Here is a 22,907-nt window from a genome sequence, read left to right as displayed (position 1 = left end):
TTCCCTAAAAAGAGTAACGAGTTTTCTTGCCTAATCTTAATTAATGATTTTTACTACCCCATCTTTTCTGGGTGAACGCTCTGTCGGTTCTGCCGCCTTGTATCCAAACACAGCGGCAGCATATGGAATGTATTCGTCAGGTACTCCCCACTCTTTTTTTAAGGTCTTCCCCTCCTCAGAGGTAAACAAGTCTTTAACTACCGCATGCACCCAGTTTGATCCTATCCCCAAAGATGCAGCCGTAATCATCATATTGCCCATAGCAAGCGTACAATCGTAGATGGTTGTAAACATATCATCCTGGCCGAAAACGATAATAAGTGTTGGCGCTGTTTCAAGAGGATTAGGCCTCCTTTGCCCTGGTGGAGGAGCGGGCATATTTTTTGGTCTATTTCTTTGTAAAATTACATTTATTATCTTCAATAGCACATCTTTGCTTTGTATTACGACAAAAAGCCAAGGCTGCTTGTTCATACCAGGCGGAGCATACCTACCCGCCAAAAGAATCATTTCCAATTCTTCAGCTTTTATTTGCTCGGGCTTATACTCTTTTATGCTCCTTCTGCTCAAGATTGATTTGATTGTTTCATTCATAAATTTTACACCCCCTATCTAAATATATATAATACAATAATTTATACATTTAATGAACATTAATTTGCTGTTATCGTATTGATATAAATCCATCTATGCCGCATCTTCAAATAGGGCTACAGCCTGTTCAATAACCATTTTTACTATATTGTCTAGTTCTTCCTGGTCTTTAAAAAAGCACTGTCCTTCGGTCTTATTCTTTATTATCCTCACCAGCTCCCTGGCAATTTCTTTTGCTTCGTCATTTAAAATCGCCTCTTTCCCCTGACTAACAATATCATAAAATGCAACCTCCTCTTCTGTTAAATCCATTTCTTTTGCCCTTTCATCCAAAATTATGAGATCAAACTATCTATGTTTTTGAGACCTTCCGCTTATCCCTTTGCTGTTCACTATGAACTTGAGCCTTAATCTTTTTCCCTTATTTCTTTCCACTCCTTATATATAACTTGAACGCAATTGAACATTGATGAATAACATATTATTAAAACTGTCTACCCATTTAAGTAAGTCCAAATTTAGGAGGTATAAAATGAGTTACACTAATCCATATGGCCAGCCACAAGGAATTGCGATACTTGTTACAAATAAATTAAGGGAGATATTAATAGCTGAAATTGATGCTATAAACGGTTATACTAACCATATTGCAAATTCAAACATGGAAGACATCAATGCAGTTTGGGAAAGTATCATGGGAGATGAAAAAAAACACTATGGTATGATTCTTTCATTGCTTCGTAAATATGACCCAGTACAATATCAAGCATATAAAGATCATATTGGCGATAAATTAGGCCCTAAGTCACCTATGCAAACATATACACCAAATTACGATAAACAGATAATCTTAAATAATGTAAGAGAAGACATAAAAGGCGAATTTGAAGCTGTTATCCTATATGAACAGCATTTAGCTAGTATCCCATATAATGATGTCAGGTATGCATTGTACTCAATAATTAATGAAGAAAAGGGGCATGCCGAGCATTTAACACAGCTATTATTAAAATATGATACAGATAAATATAACGGTCTTAAATAAAAAAATATTAAATTATCTTAAATTGCAATATTAAATGCGACACATTTTTTGGAAACCCGAATGATGTTGGATTTCGAAATCATGAATTTTGAAACTCAGAAGTTAGCCGTTCTATTTCCCTGAAAAAGAGCTTTGCTGGCTGGCGGTAACCAAGGATTTTTCTGGGCAAGGTATTACACCAATTCTGCGCCCGCTCAATTTGTGAAAGCGACAATTCACTGATAGCTGTTCCCTTGGAATCAACCGCCTGACTAGACCATTGTGCCGCTCATTAGTGGCTCGTTCCCAGGCGGAATAGGGGTGAGCATAGTAAATATCAATCCCATGGACGTTTAAATTGGCAAACTCACTACCGTTATCCGCAGTGATGCTCTTAAACACCCGAGAAAACATAAGACCATACTGGCTTTTTAGCTGCTTTAACGCTTCATCCACTGCCTCAGCAGTTTTGCTTGCCAATGGGAGGAGCAGGTGGTAGCGAGTTTTTCTTTCCGTTAGGGTCAGCAGAACATGATCATTAGAGCGTCTTCCGAGAACAGTGTCGATTTCCCAATGGCCGAACTCCTCACGCTTTTCAATGCTATCAGGCCGCATTGCGGACTTTAAGCAAGCAGCGGTCGATATAGTTGTATAGGGTTTTGGTGCAAACCATGGACGAAGGGTCAAAGAGTTTTTCTCGCCGAGCAGCTCCTACAACAGCATCAGGGGACCATTTGACTTGAAGTATCTTTTGCTCAGGATTTGGAGGAAGGATTCAACTTGGAGGATCTTACTTTTTCGGCCACAGAAAGAGCGGTTCTTCTCATATACCGCCTGGCCGGTTTCAGGGAAGTATGCTTCATATGTAGTTAGATCTGTGCGGCGTTGAGTTGTGGTGCCACGTTTTATTTCGCGGTAAATGGTGCTGCGATGACGGCCAAGTTTTTTAGCGATTTGAGTTGGTGAGAACCCTTCTTTTAAAAGGGCGCAAATTTTACCTCTTTCATAAGGTGTAAGGTGTTTAAAAGTACGAGGTAATGTGGTATACTCTTGAGTAAGAGCCATAGCTGAAACCCTCCGTATGTGTTAGTTTTTTACCAATCAACATCATATCGGGTTTCATGCTATGGTTCAACTATTTTTTGGTGTCGCATTTAATTTTACAATTAACCTTTCTTTATCAGTAACATAGAATTCTCCATGCAATCTTTAGTAAAAATTATTTTTCACTCCAGTTTTAATCTCCCCTTACTTCTCAATTTAAATATAACAAGCCGTTATTCTTCATAAAATGGCTTATATCCCTCAATTATTCTCCTTTTCACTTAATTAACAGAAAGACTTTTTTCCCCTTTTGGAACGACTTTATTTTTCACAGAAAAACTTTAACTAAAAACAGTTTCCAAACTTGATCCTTATCTCCTTTTCCCTTAACCCTAACTATGTTAACTTAAAAAAAACTCTTTCCATTCCCATCCCCTCCACCCCGCATAAAATAAGGATGGGGTTTTATGGGAGGTAATAAAGTTTTTCTGTGAAACAGTATTATTTCTCCTATAAATTCCCAAATACCCTTCCAATTTGTGTGAAAAAAGTTGTTCCGAATGGGCAGGGTCAAGGATAAAAGGAAAAAGGGATAAGTGGCGTAAATCTCAAATTTTTCGAGGCCTTACCACTTATCCCTTTACTACTCCGTGTGGACTTAATCCTTAATCCTTTTCCATTATTCCTTCCCAAACAGAACCACTTTTTTCGCATGGGGAAAAGGTATAAATGAGAAATACAACATCAACACCTGGTCATTACCAATTATTCCACCGTGACGCTCTTGGCCAGATTGCGAGGCTTATCCACATCGCAACCCCTGGCTACAGCCATGTAATATGCCAAAAGCTGCAGCGGTATTACCGCTAAGACCGGAGCCACCTCTTCTGCACAATCCGGAATGTAGATTACATCATCAACTGCTTTTTCTACTTCTCTCATACTCTCAGGCGCTACAGCGATTACATGAGCACCTCTGGTGGTAACTTCTTTTATATTGCTTAACATCTTATCGTAAAGGTGTTTCTGCGTTACCAATGCTATGACCAGCGTTCCATTTTCTATTAGTGCCAGAGTACCGTGTTTCAATTCACCGGCAGCGTAAGCCTCTGAATGGATATACGATATTTCCTTGAGCTTTAACGATCCTTCCATCGAAACAGAGTAGTCTAAACCTCTTCCCAGGAAAAACACATCTTTTGCCGTATAGTTATTATCGGCCAATTTCTGTACAGTATCTTGACTATCCAGTATCTTTTGAATTTTTTCGGATAATTGCCGCAACTCTGATTTTAACATCTCTGCATAATCTTCTGTTATGGTTCCTCTTTCCAATCCCAGCTTTATGGCCAGGAGGTACATCGAGACAAGCTGAGTAGTATACGCTTTAGTAGAGGCCACTGCTATCTCAGGACCAGCCCACGTATAAAGCACGTCATCTGCCTCTCTGGCCACCGAACTGCCTACAACATTAGTGACAGCCAATATCCTGGAGCCTTTCTTTTTTGCTTCTCTCATCGCTGCCAAGGTGTCAGCCGTCTCTCCGGACTGGCTTATCACCACCGTCAAACTGTTTTCATCAACTAGGGGATCCCTGTACCTGAATTCTGATGCTATATCGGCTTCTACTGGGATCCTGGCCAGGTTTTCTATGAGATTTTTCCCTACCAAGCCCGCGTGATAAGCAGTTCCACATGCCACAATAAAAATTTTATTGATTTTATTTATATCTTCCCTGGACAGCTTTATATCGTCCAGCTTTACATCGCTGCCTTCAGGCAATCTGCCAGCAAGTGTGTCCCTTACGGCTTTGGGCTGCTCGTTTATCTCTTTAATCATGAAATGCTGGTATCCGCCTTTCTCAGCTGCTGCCACATCCCACTTTACCTCAAAGACCTCTTTTTTAATCTCTTTTCCAAAGCTGTCCATCACCGTGACTTTATCTTTAGTCAAAACCGCAATTTCTCCGTCTTCCAGAATATAGACATTTCTTGTGTACTTCAGTATAGCAGGGATATCTGAAGCCAGGTAATTGCCGTCTTCTCCAAGACCTACTATAAGGGGGCTATCCCGTCTTACCGCAATGACCTTATCAGGCTCATAAGTAGAAAGGATAGCAAGAGCGTAAGACCCTTCTAATCTGCTTACTGCATTTATAACAGCGTCCAAAATATCCCCTTTGTAAAAATAATCTATCAGCTGAGCGATGACCTCTGTATCCGTATCTGAAACAAATTTATAACCTTCTTGCTGAAGTCTCTCTTTTAAGTACAGATAATTTTCAATTATTCCATTGTGAACCACTGCAATAGTACCCTTTGAATTTACGTGAGGATGAGCATTTATATCAGAAGGCTCGCCATGGGTCGCCCATCGGGTATGGCCTATGCCCACAGAGCCTGCAACGCATTCCCTTTTTATCAAATCTTCTAAAGCCGTCAACCTGCCTTTGGTCTTGCGAATTTGTAGCTTGCCGTTCTCGTACAAGGCTACTCCAGCCGAATCATATCCGCGATATTCCAGCCTCTTCAGTCCTTCCAACAATATCGGCGTCGCCTGTTCATCGCCGATATACCCAACTATTCCGCACATCTGCAATCTCCTCCTGTAATTTATCACCACTCGACCTGGTTTAGGCCGCAATTACTTGCGGTTTTGTCAGGTCTTTAACGGCCGTGGTCAAACCGCAGGGCACCCGCCGAATGCTCGATAAACCCTGTCCTCGTCAACCTGATGTCACATTACACCAGGCCCAGGCGCTTATAAAATCCTAAAACTAACATATCTTTTCTCCCTAGCATCACCCCTTTCTAATTTAGCCCAATCGCTGCTCTATAAAAAGAGCCAACCTTTTTGCCTCTGCTTTGAGAACATCGAGATCTTTACCCTCAAGCATAACCCTTATAAGAGGCTCTGTACCCGAAGGCCTTATAAGCACCCTCCCTTCTCCTTTGAGCATTTCCTCTAAATCTTTTATTTTTTCGGATATTTCCTCGTCTTCAGCAAAAACATGCTTTTTACTTTCACTTACTCTAGCGTTTACAATCACCTGGGGGTATACCTCCATCACACTGGCTAAAGAGGATAAAGGTTGTCTTTTTTCCACCATCACTGACAACAAATTTAATGCAGTAACAAGGCCATCGCCTGTGGTATTGTGGTCTAAAAATATCACATGGCCTGATTGCTCTCCTCCTATGGCGTAATCCCCTCGCAACATCTCTTCCAGCACATATCTGTCTCCTACTTTAGTTTTTACTACATCAATTTCATGGCTTTTAAGAGCGATATCCAATCCCATGTTGCTCATTACAGTAACTACTACCGCGTTGTTTCTTAATTTACCTTTCTCTTTCATCGCCAGTGCACAAATCACCATCACTTTATCGCCGTCTACGACTTCTCCTTTTTCATCTACCGCTATAAGCCTATCAGCATCTCCATCAAAAGCCAGACCTACGTCTGCACCTACCTCACGCACATAATCTCTTAGAGCTTTTATATGGGTGGAACCGCAATCTCGATTTATATTCGTCCCATCAGGTTTGTCGTTAATGGCAAATACCTCCGCCCCTAGGTCTTTAAGCAACCGGGGTGCGATCTTGTAGTTAGATCCATTGGCACAGTCCACTGCTATTTTCAAACCATCTAATCTTATATCAAATATACTCTTTAAATAAGCAATATAAACGTCTTGTGCATCATCCATGAAAACCCTGTGGCCAATGTGGCGTCCAACAGGTCTTGGCAACTCATCCTCCCCTTTTACGATTGCCTCAATCTGATCCTCCAGGTCGTCCGACAGCTTATACCCTTCTTTATTAAAGAATTTTATGCCATTGTACTCCACCGGATTATGGGAGGCGGATATCATCACACCAGCATCTGCCTCATAATGCCTTGTGAGAATGGCCACAGAAGGCGTAGAAACAATACCCACGCATAACGCCTGTGCTCCTACTGATAGTATACCTGCCACCAAAGCACTTTCCAGCAAATCTCCTGAAATCCTCGTATCCTTTGCTACAACGATCCGGGGTTTTCTCGCCCCTTCTGTAAGCACAAAAGCTCCTGCTCGGCCTAATTTGTACGCTAATTCTGGCGTAAGGTCTTGATTTGCAATCCCTCTCACGCCATCCGTCCCAAACATCCTAGCCATTATTCCGCTACACCTCATTCCTTTATTAAAAAACAATCTGTTATCTATTATATTATTTTATCGGCAATTTGTAAACAAATCACCTCTTATTACCCTTTGCAGCACTTCAGCCACGCCATTCTCCATATTTGTACTGGTTACGTACTTGGCGCAAGCCTTTAAATCGTCATCAGCATTGCCCATAGCTACGCCACAACCCGCATTACAGATCATCTCCCTATCATTGTCTTGATCTCCTATCGCCACCACTTCTTTTAAATCAATCCCTAATATTCTGCACAGCTTGATCAAGGTACTGCCCTTCGTAACCCCTTGCGGCAGCAACTCTATAAATAACCTATCCGACTGAACACATGTAAAGTTATCAGTATAATTTCCTAAACGCTTAACTAATTCTTTAGACACCTCAGCATCGCCTAAAAATAAAACTTTGACGATGTCCTTTACATCTTCTATGTTTTCAACTTCCCTACAATAAACATGGTCAATATCCATAAAAAGCCTTATGAGTTCGGTAATTTTATACACATATATTCCATGGATTGAAAAAGCTAACATCTCAACAGGGTAATCCTTTGTTTTCCATAATTTAGCAGCTATTTTATAGACATCAGGAGGCAAGAATTCACTGTACATTATCTTACCTGTCTGCGGGTGATATATCATACATCCATTGAAAAGAATTACAGGTACGTCGATATGAAGTTCTTGTATAAAAGGACTGGCTGAATCAATGCCTCGTCCCGTGGCTATGGTAAAAATTCCACCTTTTTCTCTAAATTCCATTACTGCTTTTTTTGTAACAGGCGTGATCATCCTGTTATCGTCTACAAGCGTTCCGTCGATGTCAGCAATGACCATTTTATATCTCATAGATTTCACCTCAAAGTAAATTATAACACAGGAATATTATCGCTCAAATAAGCTAATATTAAAGTGTGAAAAGGAGGCTTGTACTATGTCAAAAGTTATAGGCGTATTTAACTCAAAAGAGCAAGCAGAAAAAGCTATTTCTAGCATGAGGGAAAAGGGATTTAAAGACAATGAAATTTCTATCGTTTCAAAAAGGGAAAATGTCCAAGACAACGGTGGAGAAGCTGGTTTTGACTCGATAGCAGACGGTACAACCACAGGAGGAGTAATAGGAGGCATTGCCGGTCTACTAGCCAGTGCAGGCGCTATGGCCATACCAGGGGTTGGCCCTATAGTGGCCATGGGACCTATTGCTGCTCTCCTGACAGGAGCAGTAGGCGGAGGCATCGCAGGCGGCTTAATTGACATGGGTATACCAGCTGCTGAGAGCCGAAGATACGAAGAAGAGGTAAAAAAAGGCGGCATTCTAGTAATCGCTCAATCCGATGACAATAAAGTAAACGATGCAGCCAACATAATGAGAGCCAATGGCGCATACGACGTAAAAGCAGAATAAAACGAAAACGACAATAAAAGAGGAAATCATTCCTCTTTTATTGTACTTATATTGTACTCAAGCTTAATGCGCCCTGCTTCAGAGCTTGGATGTTTTGGGGTATGTATACGGCTTTTCTCCCTTCCATAACCTTCCGCAAAGCGCTAAACGCACTTTCAAATTTAACAACACCTGTCTGTTTAATAAAAGCACCCAATGCCACCATGTTAGCCACTCTCAGATCACCTAATTCGTTAGCTATATCGTTAGCTTTAATATACACCACGTTTACATCGGTTCTATCTGGTTTCACATCTACGAGGCTGGAATTTACAATTAAAAGCCCTCCTTTTATCAAATTCCTTTGAAATTTTTCCAGTGACGGTCGATTCATAGCTATTACCGACGTAGCTTCAGTGACCAAAGGAGAGCCTGGATCGCCATCGGTTACAACCACGTGGCAGTTGGCTGTGCCGCCTCTTTGCTCAGGACCATAGGAAGGCAACCACGAGACCTTTTTGCCTTCCAGCATTCCTGCATAGGCCAGAAGCTGCCCCATAGACATTATGCCTTGCCCTCCAAAACCTGCCATTATCACCCTCTGTTCCATTAATCCGCCACCTCCGGCGATTTAAATACCTTCAGTGGATAATAAGGTATAAGATTATGTTCTAGCCACTTAATGGATTCTATTGGCGTCAAACCCCAATTAGTGGGGCATGTGGACAAAACCTCAACAAGGGAAAATCCTATGCCTTTTATCTGGTTTACAAAGGCCTCTTTAATCGCTTTTTTCGCAACCCTAATATGTTTGATGTCGTGGACGGAAACCCTGGCGATATACTTTGCACCGTCAAGAGTGGAAAGCATCTCGCATATCCTTATAGGGTATCCGTTTACATCGGCATTTCTGCCATAAGGGGTAGTAAGGGTTTTTTGGCCCAATAAAGTGGTCGGAGCCATCTGGCCACCTGTCATGCCGTATACCGCGTTGTTGACGTATACGACCGTTATCCTCTCACCTCTAGCCGCCGCATGGACGATCTCACCGGTACCGATGGCAGCCAGGTCTCCATCCCCCTGATAAGTGAACACCACGCTATCGGGAATAACTCTCTTTATGCCCGTAGCCACAGCCGGAGCTCTTCCATGGGAAGCTTCCTGAAAGTCGCAATTTATATAGTCGTAAATAAAAACCGAACATCCTACGGAGGCTACTCCAATGGCCTTTCTCTGTATGCCCAATTCATCTATCACTTCTCCAATAAGCCTATGCACTATACCGTGGGTACAACCTGGGCAATAGTGCATTGGTTTGTCTGTCATGCTCCTGGGTTTTTGAAATACAACCGCCAACTTTAACACCTCCCTAAAATTGATTTAGCCATATTTACGATCTCCACCGGTTCAATCACCACTCCTCCAGGTTTACCTAGAAAGTAAACAGGTATTCTACCAGTCGCTGCCAGTAAAACATCTTCGTGCATCTGTTCAAGGCTCATCTCTACTGTAAGCAATGCTTTAACGCCGTTTAATTTTTCAAAAGCCTTATAAGGAAAAGGCCACAACGTTATAGGCCGCAGAAGCCCTAGCCTTATACCTTCACCTGAGGCCATGGATATAGCCGTTTTCACTATCCTGGAGGTTATGCCATATGCTACTACAACCACGTCTGCTCCTTCCGTGTTATAACTTTCATACATAACCTCATTTTGCTTTATCTTCTCGTATTTCTCTTTCAGGTGATAATTATGCCGTTCCAGCGCTTCAGGCTCTATGTAAAGCGATGTGATGAGATTAGGCTTATCTCTATTGCCCATTCCCGTGGTAGCCCATTCTTTGGACCTTGAAAGGTTATCGTCAGAAGGCTTTTGCTTGAACTCCACAGGTTCCATCATCTGCCCTAAAATACCGTCCATCAGCACCATTACCGGATTTCTGTACTTATCAGCCTGATCAAAGGCCTTGCTCATCATATCAGCGATTTCCTGAATAGAAGCAGGTGCCAGAACAATTAAGTGATAATCCCCATGTCCTCCGCCTTTAGTGGCCTGCAGGTAATCAGACTGTGCTGCTGTTATATTGCCCAGCCCGGGTCCTCCTCGCATTACATTGACAATGACACACGGTATTTCCGCACCCGCTATATAAGATATACCTTCCTGCATCAAGCTTATCCCTGGACTGCTGGAGGATATCATGACACGACCACCGGCTCCTCCTGCCCCATACACCATGTTTATAGCGGAAACTTCGCTTTCTGCCTGCAAAAATACGCCGCCGACCTCTGGCAGTCTTTTGGCCATATAAGCCGTTACCTCGTTTTGAGGGGTAATAGGGTATCCAAAATAATACCTGCAGCCACTCATAACAGCTGCCTCTGCCATCGCTTCATTGCCTTTCATCAATACCTTCATATCGTATCACCTCCAGAATCATAATCTTTCTACCTCTATAGCACAATCAGGACATATCATGGCGCAAAAGGCACACCCAATGCACTTAGGCATATCTGCCTCATCAACAGTCGAAGGGTGATAGCCTTTAGCATTTAATTTATCAGACATCTTTACAATTTTTACAGGACATACCGTGGTGCACAGCTCGCAGCCTTTACACAAATCCTGCTTAAACGTTACCTTTCCTTTCACTCGCTACCTCCTCCTCTCAACCAGCTATTAATAATGCCAATATAAAGTTTTTCTCCACCTACCCCTTCTACGTCTTCTAATATTTCCTTTTTACCTACGACGAATTTTATGGGCAAGCCCGTTAACTTAGACAGTTCACGACACAGGATGTCTCCTCTTTTTATGTCTGCTGGCGACGTTTCCTCCATTAAATGGGTATTGTTCACCAAATGGGTCGCCTTAATCCTAGACGCCCGCTCAATACCTGTGAGGTATTCATACGCCTTCAATGCCGTAGATGTCATAGGTCTGTTAGCGTTTACCACATACCACATCTCGTAAGTCATCGCGGAAAGATAATTGAAAAAGTACCCTAAAGCCAGTGCTCCAGCCTCATCGCCGCCTACATCAAAAATCGTCAGCCTATCATCCTGTAGCGATGCAAAAATTCGAGGCGAAATCGCTGGCATATCGGCATTTCTGTAATGATCTTCAGCACTAATGATATTTACGCCGAAATTTTTTAACTTTTCAGTGAAGTCCCTCGCCCTGAAATAAGGGTTTACTACATCCAGGTCCACCAAATTAACGGGCCCTTTGCCTTCTTTTATCGCTTTAAGCGCATAATTCAGCGACAGCTCTGTCTTACCTGAACCGTAATGGCCTACTACTATATAAAGCTCTTTCATACTCATCGCTCCATTTAGTACCTGCTATAAATACCAGCTACTAATATAATACACCTCTTTCAACCGGATTTCAAGCAATAAAAATGAGGTCTCAGCTGAGACCTCATTGCACGTTCACATCCGCTTTATCCGGACTTATGCTTAACACCTGTATATTTTGCGGCACTTCCACCTTTATAGGCACTTTATGTTTTCCTGACATCAACCCGGTTATATCTACATACACCGTAATATCAGAATCCTTAATGCTGTTTAGATCGCCCTCCGTTCCTTTTAAAGTCAGCCTCACTTCGGGCGTCGTGACACTGCCTTTAGCATCATCGGAACTCCTCACTATTATACCCTTTTTTACGTAATCTTTGGTCATAATCTTCTGAATATTCATATTAACAGTGACTTTGTTGCTCTCATTGACGAGGATTACGCCCTCGGGTACATCCAACCTAACCTGGACTTTAGCGCTTTTAGTATACTTAGATATATCCAAAGGCATGGTGTTCAAATTGTTCACCCTGTTGAGTATGTCATCCCTTGCCGCAATAGTTATGTAAGGAGGATCAACGCTGTAATCAACCAACCGCAAATCATCAGGCAATCCCTTGGTGAAATTTACATTGATCGGCACATCTTTCTTTTTATATATGGGAACCGTTACATCTACAATTTTAGGATTGTACTCAACGTTTTTAACTTCTTTACCGTTTTTATCTATCAGAAATACCGGCAATGACAGATTAAGGGTATCTCTTTTATTGCTTATATTAACTTGGGCAGTGGCGCTCTCGATGTTCTTAACCAAACTCTGTGGGCCTTTTACATACACCTCATCAGGTCTTACTATGGGGTCCGTATTTATATACCCCTCTCTTGGAATTCCAGTTACCCTTATGCTCACTTTAGCCTGCTGCTTTACCAGTGTATCAAGATACATCCTTATGGAACTAGGCTGGACGCTTACAATCTGGATGCTCCCAGGCAAACCTATTATATTTACAGGGAAATTATTCCATCCTCTTCCTTTAAACTCGCTCATGTCTAATTGCGCTATAATACTAGAAGAATTTAAAGCTATAATATCGTTTCTCCTCCCCTTTACCTTTACGTCCACCCTCTCCTCTTTTTTATCTAAAACTACCAAACCCGCCTGCTGGATTATGTTTTCGTTTTTTACGTTGACAGGAATATTAGACAACTCGTATGTTATAATAGGATTTTCTGTGCTAGTGACATACATCCATAAAAAAAACGCGATTATGACCGAAAATATCTTCCAGCCCAGATCTTTACTCATGCCTATTCACCCACTTAAACCAGTTATTTCCTTTAAAATCTATCTGCTTCTTTTTTAGTTCACTTAATAGCACTTCCCTAAGCGTCTTTGTATCCAGATACCTGGAAAGCCTGCCGTTTTGCGCCAGCGATATAACACCTGTTTCCTCCGAAACTATAACGCATATAGCATCTGATATTTCGGTAATGCCAATGCCAGCTCTATGCCTCGTGCCTAGCTCTTTACTTATATTGCTGTTTTGAGACAAAGGCAAAAAACACCCTGCTGCCATTACTTTGTTGCCTCTAATCAAGACGGCACCGTCGTGTAAAGGCGTATTGGGAATAAAAATATTTATGAGCAACTCACCCGAAATAAAGGATTCCATTCTAGTACCGGTATTTATTATATCGTTCAATCCTGTCTCACGTTCAATAACGATAAGTGCACCTATACTGGATTTTGATAAATATTTAACGGCCTTTACTATTTCATCTACGATTTCCACACTGCTTTCCCTGTCCGAAGCAGAAAATATAAACTTTGTAAAAACTTTATTCCTACCCAATGACTCCAGCGCATTTCTGAGCTCAGGTTGAAATACGATCAAAAGGGCTATAACTCCCACTGTCATAGCGTTTCTCAACATCCAGTTTATAGTCCTGAGCTGCAACACCTCACTGAGTTTGGTGGCTACCAATAAAATAAAAAGACCTTTTAATAGCTGTTCCGCCCTCGTCCGCCTTATTATCTGGAATACCTTGTACACTATATAAGCAATTATGGCTATATCAATGACGTCGTTAAACCTTATAGACGTTATAATGTTAATCAACTCATTCATTTCATCACTCCTACCGCTTTTCATCTCCTTCATAAATATTATAAACAAGTTTATTTTTAAATTAAATACCTGGTATTAAATTTTTAGAAAAAAATAATAAAAGGACTAAAAAGTCCTCAGATTGACGACAAACCCCACTTTTTATACACGTAAAAAGTGGGGTTTGCTTTGCGTTTGGATATAATTGTATATATTTTAGCAAATATTGGATAAAGTTCGCGCAAAGGTGTGGGATTCTTGCTCCTTTTCCATAGCCATGTCGCTAATTTTTTTAAATTCATGCATGCGAAAACAAGCATCGCCTGCATGGACAATTTCTTTATACCTCTTAACGTTGTCCATCGCAAACCATGCTTCTCTTTCATATCTGCAAATACTCTCTCTATTGTCTCTTTCCTTCTCGCATATACTTCTTTATTATATGGTGTATGCCTTAAATGCTCCGCTTCTTCTACATATCCTTCCCATACGTGCCTATATATCCTTTTTGTATAATCTCTGCTCGCTGTACATCTGTCCCTTAATGGACAGTCCTTGCATTTCTCTGGATTTGATTTGTATTCCCTATATCCTTCTCTGTTAGTCGTAACGTATGTTAATATTTCATTTTGAGGACATATGTAACAGTCATAATATTCGTCATACACGTATTGGTGTTTTTTCATAAAACCATCTTTTGTCATTGGCCTTGTGTAAGGTACTACTGGTATTATCTCTCTGTCAAGCATCGTCTTCATTATGTACGGTGTTTTATAGCCTGCGTCTACCGCTACTGCCTTGGGTTTTCCTGTGTTTTTTATCACCTCATCTAATACTTCTTCGAACATTACGCTATCATGTACGCTTGCACCTGTTACTTTTGCTGCTAAAACAAATCCATTTTTGTCGCAGGCCGTGTGAAAGGAATATGCAAAACATTTCTCTTTCTCATTTTTGTTTAACATCCCACTGTCAGGATCTGTTTTACTAACTTTTACTTCTTTTGTCTCAACTTTTTCTGTTCGCTTTAATGGCTTCTTACCATGTAATTCCCTATCTTTTGCTATTTCTTCTTCTAATTTTGCCTGATAGTTTTTACTCTCTTTTTCTATTATTTCTTTATAATACTTTCTCTTATTAGCACTCGCTTTTACATGGGTTGCATCTATGAATACTTCTTCTGGATTTATGAATTTGTGCTTTATGGCTTCTTCTAGTATCTTTGTAAATATCTTTTCGAAAATGTCTGTGTCTTTAAATCTTCTTTCGTAGTTTTTGCCGAAGGTAGAGAAATGGGGTATTTCCTCGTTTAATCCATATCCTAAAAACCATCGGTAAGCTACATTTGTTTGTATTTCCGCTATTGTTTTTCTCATTGATGGAATACCAAATAGGTACTGAATTAATACTATTTTGACTAATACTACAGGGTCAATGCTTGGGCGTCCATTGTTTTCACAATATTTGTCTTTCACTAGATCATATATGAAATCAAAATCAATTGCTTTTTCTATTTTTCTTACTAAGTGGTCTTGGGGGACTAATTGATCTATCGATATAAGTTCTACTTGGTTTCTTGCGTCATCTTTCTTTATTGTTAGCATCTTTTCCTCTCCTTCTTTTTTGTTCGTTCTTTATTTTTTACAAAAATATAAAAATCAAGGAATCCTTTTTATTATAAGGGATTCCTTGGACTTTGTCTACAGTCTGAGGACTAAAAAGTCCTTTAGTCCACAACCTCAAGGTATATATTGCTCTTCTCTATCTGTTTTTTCAACGGATTTATCACTTCACCATACCTTATAACTTCAAAGACAGAACGAAGCGACTTCCCTACTATTATTTCAGTTATGCTGTTTTCTTTTGCAAACTGCGCTAAGGTCTCATATACCCTTTTACCTGTTAGAATTGTCACTGTACCACCCATTTTTTTTGCAATGTCAAACAAATCTAAGAGTATCTTATGTTCCTTTATATCCTTTGAAATATCATCCGATTTATTGACATAAACCACGCAAAACTCGCCACCAGTCTCCTTTGCCCTTTGCGCTCCTCTCTCGATAAGCCTAATACAACTTCTTTGAGGGGTTATGCACACCATTATCCTGCTTTGAGTTCCAGGATCAAAGTTTTTAATCATCGCTATCCCCTTCCCATAAAAAGACCAACCAACTCCCAATCATATTATATAAAGAAGCTGACTATAAGTCAAATTTGAATTTTTATATTTTTACCACATCTGGAACATTTCTTCTCATCTGTTATGCCCTCAACCTCGACCCAGTCCATCCTCTTTATAAGTAGGTTACCACACTCCGGACAATAGGTGTTGCGATCAATACCCACTACATTGCCTATATACACGTAGTTGAGGTACTCTTTGCCTATCTGATAAGCTTTTAAAAGCGTTTCTACAGGGGTAGCCGGATTTTTCATTTTGTAGGCAGGATAATATCGCGTAAAATGCAAAGGAATGTCTCTATCTATACTAGCAACCCATTTCGCCAGCTCTTTTATCTCTTTTAAGTCATCATTTTCTCCTGTGACGATTAGCGTAGTCAACTCCACATGGCATCTGGCATAAGCAGTTTCCACCGACTTTATTACATCGTTCAATTTCCCTCCACAAAGCTTTTTGTAGTATTCGTCAGAAAAAGACTTCACATCTATGTTCATCGCGTCGACGTATTGAAGTATATCGTTTAAAGGTTGGATACTTATGTAGCCGTTGGTCACCATTACATTTTTTAAACCCCGCTGCTTCGCTAGCTGCGCGCATTCATAGACGTATTCATACCCCACTGATGGCTCATTATAGGTATACGCAATTCCTACATTTCCCTCTTGCATTTCCGCTATGCTTACTAATTCTTCTGGACTTATCAATCTGAAGTCTGCGCGTTTCTGTGAAATGTGCCAGTTCTGGCAAAAAGAGCATTTAAGATTACAGCCAAAAGACCCTATAGAAAGTATATACTTCCCAGGGTAAAAATGGTAAAGAGGCTTTTTTTCTACAGGATCCATAGCTATACCAGTGATTTTACCGTAACTTTCTGCTATAAGATCTCCATCAAGATTTCTTCTAACCCCGCATATCCCATATGCGCTTTCGCGTATCCTACAGCGGTGGGGGCAGAGTTCACATTGTACAACTTTGTCCTCACATCTTTCATAGTACATAGCTTTTTTCATTTATGTCTCACTACCTCAAACCTCTCAATAGTATAGCTTTCTCCACTCCTTATACCTGCTTTTCTAAGGGCTATGGAAATCTGTTTATCCACTGTATCCACGCCCTCTAAATCCGGCAACAAAAGACCCGATTTATAACCGCTCCTCACGATAACACCGTATCTTTTAGGATCCAGTTCGCTTTTTGACCTTACGGCCTCTGGTGGCATTAAAACGTCCACAGAATACTCAAGCTCGTATAACTCGTTTTTTTCTACAGGATAAAACCTAGGGTCTTCAAATCCGGCACTGATGGCGTTCATTATTATCTCCAGAGCTACGTTTTCTCTCTGTGGATAAATCGTGCCTATGCATCCTCTCAAATCGCCATTTTTATGAATCGATACAAATACCCCAGCTTTTTGTTTTAGCATCTCCTCAGGTAAACCGTCAGGCAGCGGCAACGGCTTTTTGTGTTCTACATAGTATTCAAGGCTCTGCCTTGCCAGCTTTACATAAGGATCTTCGTTTTCCCTAATGCGAGCTATCCGATTTTTTTTGATATCATACAGTGTGTCTACAAGGCTTTGTTTTCCAGGTTTTTTTACCAAAAATTCAGCTACGCCGTACCCAACTCCAAAAGGCCCTTCGTGGGATAAAACTCTGGCATCAACCTCATAACCATCCAAGACACCCAACATGACACATACGGATCTAAAACCACATTCAGCCGCTTCCTGGATCAGGTTTCTGTCCATATTAATCACGCCCACGACGTCCATTTTTCCTAGTAGATTCATCAATTTCTCGTCAAAAACCTTACCCTTAGGTGAATAACCATTGGGGCTGTCAGGGGTCAAAACGTGGGAGAGATCCCCGCTGGCAATGAATGTCACATTTTTATCGGATTTCTCCACAGCCTTTTGAATAGCAACTCCAAATTCATAGAGCTGTTCATAGGGTAAAAATCCAAAAGCCATGTGTATTAACTTAAAAAGGGTATACCGTTTAGTGACAAAGTAAAGGGGAACAATTGCACCATGATCCAGCTCTTCTGGCAGAGAATATTTTTTTAAAGCATCGCGGTCTATTTTAACAACGGGAATACCTTTTTTCTCAGCCTCATCAATCACCATATCTACTAAATCTATATCGCTTTCACAAGCTATATCTACCCCAGGAGCTCCAAACCTGGTCAGGGTTCCCCTCAAATGTGATTGCGCATTTATAGACACGGCATCTCTGAATACATACCCATGGGGAGATATGACTATAATGGTATCCGGCCTTAAATCTTTCACCTGATCTGCCACTTTATTTAAGCTAGAAATAGTAGTTTGCAGTTTCTCTTCTTCCCCTCGCCCTACATCCGGAACTATTATAGGAGGATGAGGCATCAAATACGCAGATAGAATTCTACCCATAATTACCACCTCAAAAAAGGTAAATTTCATCGTCTCTATTCTATTATACCACTTTTCATAACCGCAGATTATGGAAAAAGACGAGATCAGACAAATACAAGTTAAATATATAAATATATAAGAAATAAAAAGAGCGGCTGGAAAGCAAATTACGAATACATGATTATTATGGCATCGGCTATCTGCTCCATGGGAATGCCTTTATCCATGCTCCTCTTTCTCATATACTTATATGCGTCGTCTTCAGACATATTTTTTACTTTCATCAACAAACCCTTAGCTTTTTCTATCTTTTTGCGAGATTCCAGCGTGCGCTTTAATTGCTCAATTTCATCAAGCATTTTTGCGATTTTCTTCGAAGTGTATATTATATAATCTATAATCTGTATAAGGCTATTTCTGTCCAAACTCCTGGTTATATAAGTGAAATTGCATTTTTCCCTTAATTCTTCCATGAATTCCTTTCCAATAGTGTTAGAGATAAATAATATGGGAGAAATCCTGCCTTCTTCAAAAATCTTTATTATCTCAAAGCCGTTAATACCGATTATATTGTTATCCACTATTACCAAATCAGGCTTTAAGCTCCTGGCAAGGCGAACCGTAGAAGAACCGTCTTGGGTCTCGTATACGAAATAACCGTTTTGCATCAAAATGGACTTAAGGGTTGCACGCGTGCTATCATTGCTATCGGCTATTATAATCTTGTACTGTGCCACGACCCATACCCCCCCTACGTCCTCTCAATACTTTTGAAGGTATTTATCCAATTCCCATTGGGTCACGTATACCCTGAACTCATCCCATTCTATGCGTTTAGCCTCAATGTACCTTTTCGAGATATGGGGACCCAATGCTGACATTATCAAAGGATCCTCTTCAAGGCAGTTTAAAGCTTCTTCCAGCGTACCAGGTAAACTGCTTATATTCAGCTCTTTTAATTCGCTGTCTGTTAAATCGAATATGTTTCTGTTTACAGGAGCCGGCGGCTTTATTTTGTTCTTAATCCCATCGATACCCGCTTTTAACATCACCGCAATAGCGAGGTAGGGATTTGCAGTAGGATCCGGACTTCGCAATTCGATCCTTGTGGCCATCCCTCTCTTAGCGGGAACTCTGATCAACGGACTTCTATTTCTGGCAGACCACGCAATATGCACAGGCGCCTCATAACCTGAGACCAATCTCTTATATGAGTTCACTGTGGGATTGGTTATTGCAGTGATAGCCTTGGCGTGTTTCATTATACCTCCAATGTAATTATAAGCTATTTCACTTAATTTCAATTCCCCTTCAGGATCGTAAAATGCGTTTTTGCCATCTTTTACTAATGATTGGTTCATGTGCATCCCTGAACCTGCTATACCAAATACGGGTTTTGGCATAAAAGTAGCATGCAATCCATGTTTTTGAGCTATTATTCTAACCACCATTTTAAACGTCAATATTTTATCAGCTGTAGACAAGGCGTCATCATACTTAAAATCTATTTCATGTTGACCTGGCCCTACCTCGTGATGAGAAGCTTCGATTTCAAATCCCATTTCTTTTAACGTTCTCACCATATCCCTTCTGGCATTCTCACCTAAATCTACAGGAGCCATGTCAAAGTAACTGGCTTCATCGTGAGTAATAGTCGTCGCATTCCCCTTTTCGTCAGTGAGGAAAAGATAAAACTCGCATTCAGGTCCCACATTCATTTTAAACCCCATATCAGCGGCTTCTTTTATCACTTTTTTCAGAGCGTTTCTGGGACAGCCTTCAAAAGGCGTGCCATCAGGGTTATATATATCGCAAATCAATCTCGCTTCAACACCATCGTATTTCCACGGAAAAATCACAAATGTAGAAGGATCAGGCCTTAAATACATATCCGATTCTTCTATCCTCACAAATCCGTCTATAGAAGATCCGTCAAACATCAGTTCATTATTTAACGCCCTTTCCAGTTCTTCAATGGGTATTGTAACATTCTTCATTATCCCAAATATATCAGAAAACTGTAAATGTATCAGCTCAACTCCTCTTTCATGGGCAATTCTCAATACGTCTTCCTTAGACAAATAACTGGCCATCTAAAATCCTCCTCCATACACAAAAAGCGTACTCAGAAAAAGCATATTTCATGCCTCTGAGGACGCCCTTGCCCTTTTTTTATCACTATTTTCTTTTATGTCTATTATATCATATCAAAACGCACAGCGCAACCGCCATTTCAAATGGTCAGTGGGTATACAACTTGCCATAAGGCCTCTTGTTGTAAGGATAAAGCTTTATAAAATCTTCTTTCATTATTTCATTAAAATCCACGTTAAACAGCTTCGCGTATTCTTCTACATACGCAGATATTATGCTCATATCCCTATCGTCCAGAGGGACTTTTTTTACTTCTTTTCCCAGCTTATAATCTTCTACATCTCCCCTAATATACATGACGCCGCCGTGCATACCCGTGCCGCAAAAATCTCCTACTATATCCTTTTCTCCCCTATTGAGGCCCAGGAGTATGAGGATACCTCCTGCCATATATTCTCCAAAGAAATCTCCTGCACAACCTCCCACGACAATAGCAGGCACTTTATCCATATACTCTTTCATGTGGATTCCCACTCGATAGCCCACATCGTCTCTTACGTATATAACACCGCCTCTCATAGCATATCCAATCACGTCGCCAGCATGACCATGTACTATGACTTTGCCTTCATTCATGGTATTACCTATGGCATCCTGCCCATTGCCTTTTACTTCTATAGTGAGCCCATCCATAAAAGCCGCCATGTCGTTGCCAGGAGTGCCTTCAATGATAATCTTGGCATCCGAGCTTATGCCATCGCCTATATACCTTTGACCGTTTACATTTTTAAGATAAATTTCTTTTTCTCCCTTTTTTATCTCTTCTTTTATCCTTTCATTTAATTCTCTATAGTACATACCTGACGCATCAATAATCTTCATGCAGGCACCACCATCCCCAGCATCTTTTGCTTCCTGTATTTTTTAGGAAGGTCCACGTACCCAAAATCATCTTTTAATAATTTATCTTTAAACGATGACACATCCACTTTTTCTTTTATAAGATTGGTATATATACCCGCCCTATCGATCTTTCCAATCTCTATAAAACCAACCAATCTGTTGTCCTTTAGCACCAGTTTTTTATAAACCGTGTTTTGCTCGTCTGCCTTGACCAACACCTCATAGTCTTCGGAGGGAGGATTTATCACGCCTGCTGTTATCATGTGCACATCCTCAAAACCTATAGAATTCATGGCAAAACTGCCGTCGTAAATCATGTCACAGCCTGCCATGTTTGCACCTGCCACTTCTCCCTGCATATACGCGTTGGGCCAAATTGGTATAACCCTGTTCTGCTGCGCTAACATATCGTACGCTTCTGCCACATCTCCCGCAGCGTATATTCCCGGTATATTGGTCATCATATGCCTATCAACGATTATGCCTCTATTTACAGCAACATCAGTTCCCTCCACTACCTCTTTATTGGGTACAACGCCAATAGCTATAATTAGATTGTCGCATTCCAACATCTTTCCGTCCTTTAAAATCACGCCTTTTACTTTTCTGTCTCCAACGACTTCTTCTACGGTGTTTTGAGTGATTACGTGTATACCAAAGCGTTCCAGCCTCTTTTGCACCATCAGTCCTCCCTGGACGTCCAGTATAGCGCTAAGCACTCTATCGGCTAGCTCTACAACAGTAACGTCCACGCCCAAGTCCCTTAAACCTTCTGACGCTTTAAAACCTATCAAACCACCGCCAACTACTACGGCCTTTGAGCCAGGTTTTGCGGATTCTTTTAACCTTATTGCGTCATCCATTTTGACAAAGGTATGGATATTTTCCTTATCCAATCCTTTCACCGATGGTATAAACGGCTTGCCTCCCGTAGCCACCAATAATCTATCAAAACCTACCTTTTTTCCGTCTTCCAGCAGCACTTCTTTAGCACGGGTATCCACTTTAGTCGCTTTGCAACCAAGGACAGTAGTGACTTTATTTTTTTGGTAAAAATCCTGTTCTCTATAAATCATCCTGTCTTTTTCAACCTTATTGCCGAGGAAATAGGATATCAATGGCCTTGAATACACGTGATAAGGCTCTTCAGAGATAACCATGATCTCATTGTCTTTATCGTACTTTCTGATAGATTCTATAGCGCCTACTGCTGCAGCAGAATTTCCTATTATAACGTACCTCATCATCAAACCACCCTTTCCTCGTACACCAACGCTTCATTGGGGCAATTGGCAACACATGCGGGCGTACCTGTTTCTGCGCACAAATCGCATTTTGATGCCACCTTTTTATTTGTGTCTCTATTAATAACCCCAAAAGGACATATCATTATGCACGACCAGCATCCAACACATTTGTCGGTATCGCACGTGACCACACCTGTAACAGGATCTTTTCTCATCGCGCCTGTGATGCACGCTTTAGTGCACGGCGCTTTATCACAGTGCCTGCATTGAAGGGAAAAAGAAACCGGTTTGTCCTCCTCTACAACCAACCTGGCCACAGGTCTAGGCTGCTCCAGCTTATACGCCTTTATCACGTCTTTGGATTTAGAATGGGATGTTATGCAGTATACTTCACACAGCTTACAACCAATGCATACTTCTTCCTTCGCGTATACTTTTTTCACGC

The 22,907-nt window shown here is 40.8% G+C and carries 23 protein-coding genes and 1 pseudogene; 2 read left to right on the top strand and 22 right to left on the bottom strand.

Annotated elements, in window-relative coordinates; genetic code table 11:
- Nucleotides 1-36: 36 nt before the first annotated feature.
- Together CALPO_RS0111355 and CALPO_RS0111350 are read right to left on the bottom strand one after the other, a co-directional pair.
- Nucleotides 37-594, bottom strand: a complete 558-nt coding sequence (locus tag CALPO_RS0111355; RefSeq protein WP_026487428.1) for a nitroreductase family protein — start codon at nt 592-594, stop codon at nt 37-39.
- A 93-nt stretch (nt 595-687) separates the two neighbouring features.
- Nucleotides 688-927 carry a type I restriction enzyme endonuclease domain-containing protein gene (locus tag CALPO_RS0111350; protein WP_026487427.1) on the bottom strand — a complete coding sequence of 80 codons (240 nt, stop codon included), beginning with the start codon at nt 925-927 and terminating at the stop codon, nt 688-690.
- Nucleotides 928-1,126: 199 nt separating this feature from the next.
- Here CALPO_RS0111350 and CALPO_RS0111345 point away from each other — a divergent pair, with 199 nt between their 5' ends.
- Entirely contained in the window at nt 1,127-1,639 is a 513-nt protein-coding gene (locus tag CALPO_RS0111345) for a ferritin family protein (protein ID WP_026487426.1), read from the top strand.
- Between the two features lie 79 nt (nt 1,640-1,718).
- Here the strand turns inward: CALPO_RS0111345 and CALPO_RS13865 are convergent.
- The 4 genes and pseudogenes from CALPO_RS13865 to CALPO_RS0111325 form a co-directional block, all read right to left on the bottom strand.
- A pseudogene (locus tag CALPO_RS13865) lies at nt 1,719-2,683 on the bottom strand (IS30 family transposase).
- A gap of 744 nt (nt 2,684-3,427) precedes the next feature.
- A complete protein-coding gene (gene glmS / locus CALPO_RS0111335) occupies nt 3,428-5,254 on the bottom strand; it encodes a glutamine--fructose-6-phosphate transaminase (isomerizing) (protein ID WP_026487425.1) in 1,827 nt (608 codons plus the stop codon).
- 223 nt (nt 5,255-5,477) lie between these two features.
- On the bottom strand, nt 5,478-6,821 hold the full coding sequence (gene glmM / locus CALPO_RS0111330) for a phosphoglucosamine mutase (protein ID WP_026487424.1): 1,344 nt from the start codon (nt 6,819-6,821) through the stop codon (nt 5,478-5,480).
- Between the two features lie 57 nt (nt 6,822-6,878).
- Entirely contained in the window at nt 6,879-7,694 is an 816-nt protein-coding gene (locus CALPO_RS0111325) for a Cof-type HAD-IIB family hydrolase (protein ID WP_026487423.1), read from the bottom strand.
- An 85-nt stretch (nt 7,695-7,779) separates the two neighbouring features.
- On the opposite strand from CALPO_RS0111325, the gene CALPO_RS0111320 reads away from it, so the two are divergent.
- Nucleotides 7,780-8,250 (top strand): general stress protein, encoded by a 471-nt coding sequence (locus CALPO_RS0111320; RefSeq protein ID WP_026487422.1) that lies wholly within the window; start codon nt 7,780-7,782, stop codon nt 8,248-8,250.
- Nucleotides 8,251-8,296: 46 nt separating this feature from the next.
- Here CALPO_RS0111320 and CALPO_RS0111315 read toward each other — a convergent pair whose 3' ends face one another.
- From CALPO_RS0111315 to CALPO_RS0111240, 16 genes are all read right to left on the bottom strand, one after another.
- Nucleotides 8,297-8,839 (bottom strand): 2-oxoacid:acceptor oxidoreductase family protein, encoded by a 543-nt coding sequence (locus CALPO_RS0111315; RefSeq protein ID WP_026487421.1) that lies wholly within the window; start codon nt 8,837-8,839, stop codon nt 8,297-8,299.
- The gene (locus CALPO_RS0111310; protein WP_026487420.1) at nt 8,839-9,585 is read right to left on the bottom strand and encodes a thiamine pyrophosphate-dependent enzyme; all 747 of its coding nucleotides are present in this window, start codon (nt 9,583-9,585) and stop codon (nt 8,839-8,841) included. The genes CALPO_RS0111315 and CALPO_RS0111310 overlap by 1 nt, the downstream gene beginning before the upstream one ends.
- A 2-nt stretch (nt 9,586-9,587) precedes the next feature.
- A complete protein-coding gene (locus CALPO_RS0111305) occupies nt 9,588-10,646 on the bottom strand; it encodes a 3-methyl-2-oxobutanoate dehydrogenase subunit VorB (protein WP_026487419.1) in 1,059 nt (352 codons plus the stop codon).
- Nucleotides 10,647-10,664: 18 nt separating this feature from the next.
- On the bottom strand, nt 10,665-10,880 hold the full coding sequence (locus CALPO_RS0111300) for a 4Fe-4S dicluster domain-containing protein (protein ID WP_026487418.1): 216 nt from the start codon (nt 10,878-10,880) through the stop codon (nt 10,665-10,667).
- Entirely contained in the window at nt 10,877-11,548 is a 672-nt protein-coding gene (locus tag CALPO_RS13860; RefSeq protein ID WP_051585973.1) for a hypothetical protein, read from the bottom strand. The genes CALPO_RS0111300 and CALPO_RS13860 overlap by 4 nt, the downstream gene beginning before the upstream one ends.
- A gap of 103 nt (nt 11,549-11,651) precedes the next feature.
- Nucleotides 11,652-12,839 carry a CdaR family protein gene (locus CALPO_RS0111290; protein WP_026487417.1) on the bottom strand — a complete coding sequence of 396 codons (1,188 nt, stop codon included), beginning with the start codon at nt 12,837-12,839 and terminating at the stop codon, nt 11,652-11,654.
- A complete protein-coding gene (gene cdaA / locus CALPO_RS0111285; RefSeq protein WP_026487416.1) occupies nt 12,832-13,662 on the bottom strand; it encodes a diadenylate cyclase CdaA in 831 nt (276 codons plus the stop codon). The genes CALPO_RS0111290 and cdaA overlap by 8 nt, the downstream gene beginning before the upstream one ends.
- A 116-nt stretch (nt 13,663-13,778) precedes the next feature.
- Nucleotides 13,779-15,245: an IS1182 family transposase gene (locus CALPO_RS13855; protein ID WP_035172585.1), complete on the bottom strand. Its 1,467-nt coding sequence runs from the start codon at nt 15,243-15,245 to the stop codon at nt 13,779-13,781.
- Nucleotides 15,246-15,367: 122 nt separating this feature from the next.
- Entirely contained in the window at nt 15,368-15,781 is a 414-nt protein-coding gene (locus tag CALPO_RS0111275) for an adenine nucleotide alpha hydrolase family protein (protein WP_026487415.1), read from the bottom strand.
- Nucleotides 15,782-15,849: 68 nt separating this feature from the next.
- The gene (gene amrS, locus CALPO_RS0111270) at nt 15,850-16,833 is read right to left on the bottom strand and encodes an AmmeMemoRadiSam system radical SAM enzyme (protein WP_026487414.1); all 984 of its coding nucleotides are present in this window, start codon (nt 16,831-16,833) and stop codon (nt 15,850-15,852) included.
- Nucleotides 16,830-18,236: an AmmeMemoRadiSam system protein A gene (gene amrA / locus CALPO_RS0111265; RefSeq protein ID WP_026487413.1), complete on the bottom strand. Its 1,407-nt coding sequence runs from the start codon at nt 18,234-18,236 to the stop codon at nt 16,830-16,832. Before amrA ends, amrS begins: the two co-directional genes overlap by 4 nt.
- Before the next feature lie 149 nt (nt 18,237-18,385).
- The gene (locus CALPO_RS0111260) at nt 18,386-18,955 is read right to left on the bottom strand and encodes an ANTAR domain-containing response regulator (RefSeq protein WP_026487412.1); all 570 of its coding nucleotides are present in this window, start codon (nt 18,953-18,955) and stop codon (nt 18,386-18,388) included.
- 24 nt (nt 18,956-18,979) lie between these two features.
- Complete coding sequence (gene glnA, locus CALPO_RS0111255; protein ID WP_026487411.1) at nt 18,980-20,311, bottom strand: type I glutamate--ammonia ligase; 1,332 nt, start codon at nt 20,309-20,311, stop codon at nt 18,980-18,982.
- A gap of 148 nt (nt 20,312-20,459) precedes the next feature.
- Nucleotides 20,460-21,194: a GltB/FmdC/FwdC-like GXGXG domain-containing protein gene (locus CALPO_RS0111250; RefSeq protein WP_026487410.1), complete on the bottom strand. Its 735-nt coding sequence runs from the start codon at nt 21,192-21,194 to the stop codon at nt 20,460-20,462.
- A complete protein-coding gene (locus CALPO_RS0111245) occupies nt 21,191-22,459 on the bottom strand; it encodes an NAD(P)/FAD-dependent oxidoreductase (protein WP_026487409.1) in 1,269 nt (422 codons plus the stop codon). The genes CALPO_RS0111250 and CALPO_RS0111245 overlap by 4 nt, the downstream gene beginning before the upstream one ends.
- Nucleotides 22,460-22,461: 2 nt before the next feature.
- On the bottom strand, nt 22,462-22,905 hold the full coding sequence (locus tag CALPO_RS0111240; RefSeq protein WP_026487408.1) for a 4Fe-4S dicluster domain-containing protein: 444 nt from the start codon (nt 22,903-22,905) through the stop codon (nt 22,462-22,464).
- Nucleotides 22,906-22,907 lie beyond the last annotated feature (2 nt).

The organism is Caldanaerobius polysaccharolyticus DSM 13641 (assembly GCF_000427425.1).
Classification (GTDB): Bacteria; Bacillota; Thermoanaerobacteria; order Thermoanaerobacterales; family Caldanaerobiaceae; genus Caldanaerobius; species Caldanaerobius polysaccharolyticus.
The sequence above is the reverse complement of the archived record's forward strand: the minus strand, read 5'-3'. Positions and strand labels throughout refer to the sequence as shown.

Excerpts from the sequence above, each read along its gene's own strand:
- CALPO_RS13860 (WP_051585973.1), bottom strand. The coding sequence starts at position 11,548 with ATGAAAGAGCTTTATATAGTAGTAGGCCATTACGGTTCAGGTAAGACA.
- glmS (WP_026487425.1), bottom strand. The coding sequence starts at position 5,254 with ATGTGCGGAATAGTTGGGTATATCGGCGATGAACAGGCGACGCCGATA.
- CALPO_RS0111320 (WP_026487422.1), top strand. The coding sequence starts at position 7,780 with ATGTCAAAAGTTATAGGCGTATTTAACTCAAAAGAGCAAGCAGAAAAA.
- cdaA (WP_026487416.1), bottom strand. The coding sequence starts at position 13,662 with ATGAATGAGTTGATTAACATTATAACGTCTATAAGGTTTAACGACGTC.
- amrA (WP_026487413.1), bottom strand. The coding sequence starts at position 18,236 with ATGGGTAGAATTCTATCTGCGTATTTGATGCCTCATCCTCCTATAATA.
- amrS (WP_026487414.1), bottom strand. The coding sequence starts at position 16,833 with ATGAAAAAAGCTATGTACTATGAAAGATGTGAGGACAAAGTTGTACAA.
- CALPO_RS0111250 (WP_026487410.1), bottom strand. The coding sequence starts at position 21,194 with ATGAAGATTATTGATGCGTCAGGTATGTACTATAGAGAATTAAATGAA.
- CALPO_RS0111355 (WP_026487428.1), bottom strand. The coding sequence starts at position 594 with ATGAATGAAACAATCAAATCAATCTTGAGCAGAAGGAGCATAAAAGAG.
- CALPO_RS0111345 (WP_026487426.1), top strand. The coding sequence starts at position 1,127 with ATGAGTTACACTAATCCATATGGCCAGCCACAAGGAATTGCGATACTT.
- glmM (WP_026487424.1), bottom strand. The coding sequence starts at position 6,821 with ATGGCTAGGATGTTTGGGACGGATGGCGTGAGAGGGATTGCAAATCAA.
- CALPO_RS0111325 (WP_026487423.1), bottom strand. The coding sequence starts at position 7,694 with ATGAGATATAAAATGGTCATTGCTGACATCGACGGAACGCTTGTAGAC.
- glnA (WP_026487411.1), bottom strand. The coding sequence starts at position 20,311 with ATGGCCAGTTATTTGTCTAAGGAAGACGTATTGAGAATTGCCCATGAA.
- CALPO_RS13855 (WP_035172585.1), bottom strand. The coding sequence starts at position 15,245 with ATGCTAACAATAAAGAAAGATGACGCAAGAAACCAAGTAGAACTTATA.
- CALPO_RS0111275 (WP_026487415.1), bottom strand. The coding sequence starts at position 15,781 with ATGATTAAAAACTTTGATCCTGGAACTCAAAGCAGGATAATGGTGTGC.
- CALPO_RS0111290 (WP_026487417.1), bottom strand. The coding sequence starts at position 12,839 with ATGAGTAAAGATCTGGGCTGGAAGATATTTTCGGTCATAATCGCGTTT.
- CALPO_RS0111305 (WP_026487419.1), bottom strand. The coding sequence starts at position 10,646 with ATGAAGGTATTGATGAAAGGCAATGAAGCGATGGCAGAGGCAGCTGTT.
- CALPO_RS0111245 (WP_026487409.1), bottom strand. The coding sequence starts at position 22,459 with ATGAGGTACGTTATAATAGGAAATTCTGCTGCAGCAGTAGGCGCTATA.
- CALPO_RS0111315 (WP_026487421.1), bottom strand. The coding sequence starts at position 8,839 with ATGGAACAGAGGGTGATAATGGCAGGTTTTGGAGGGCAAGGCATAATG.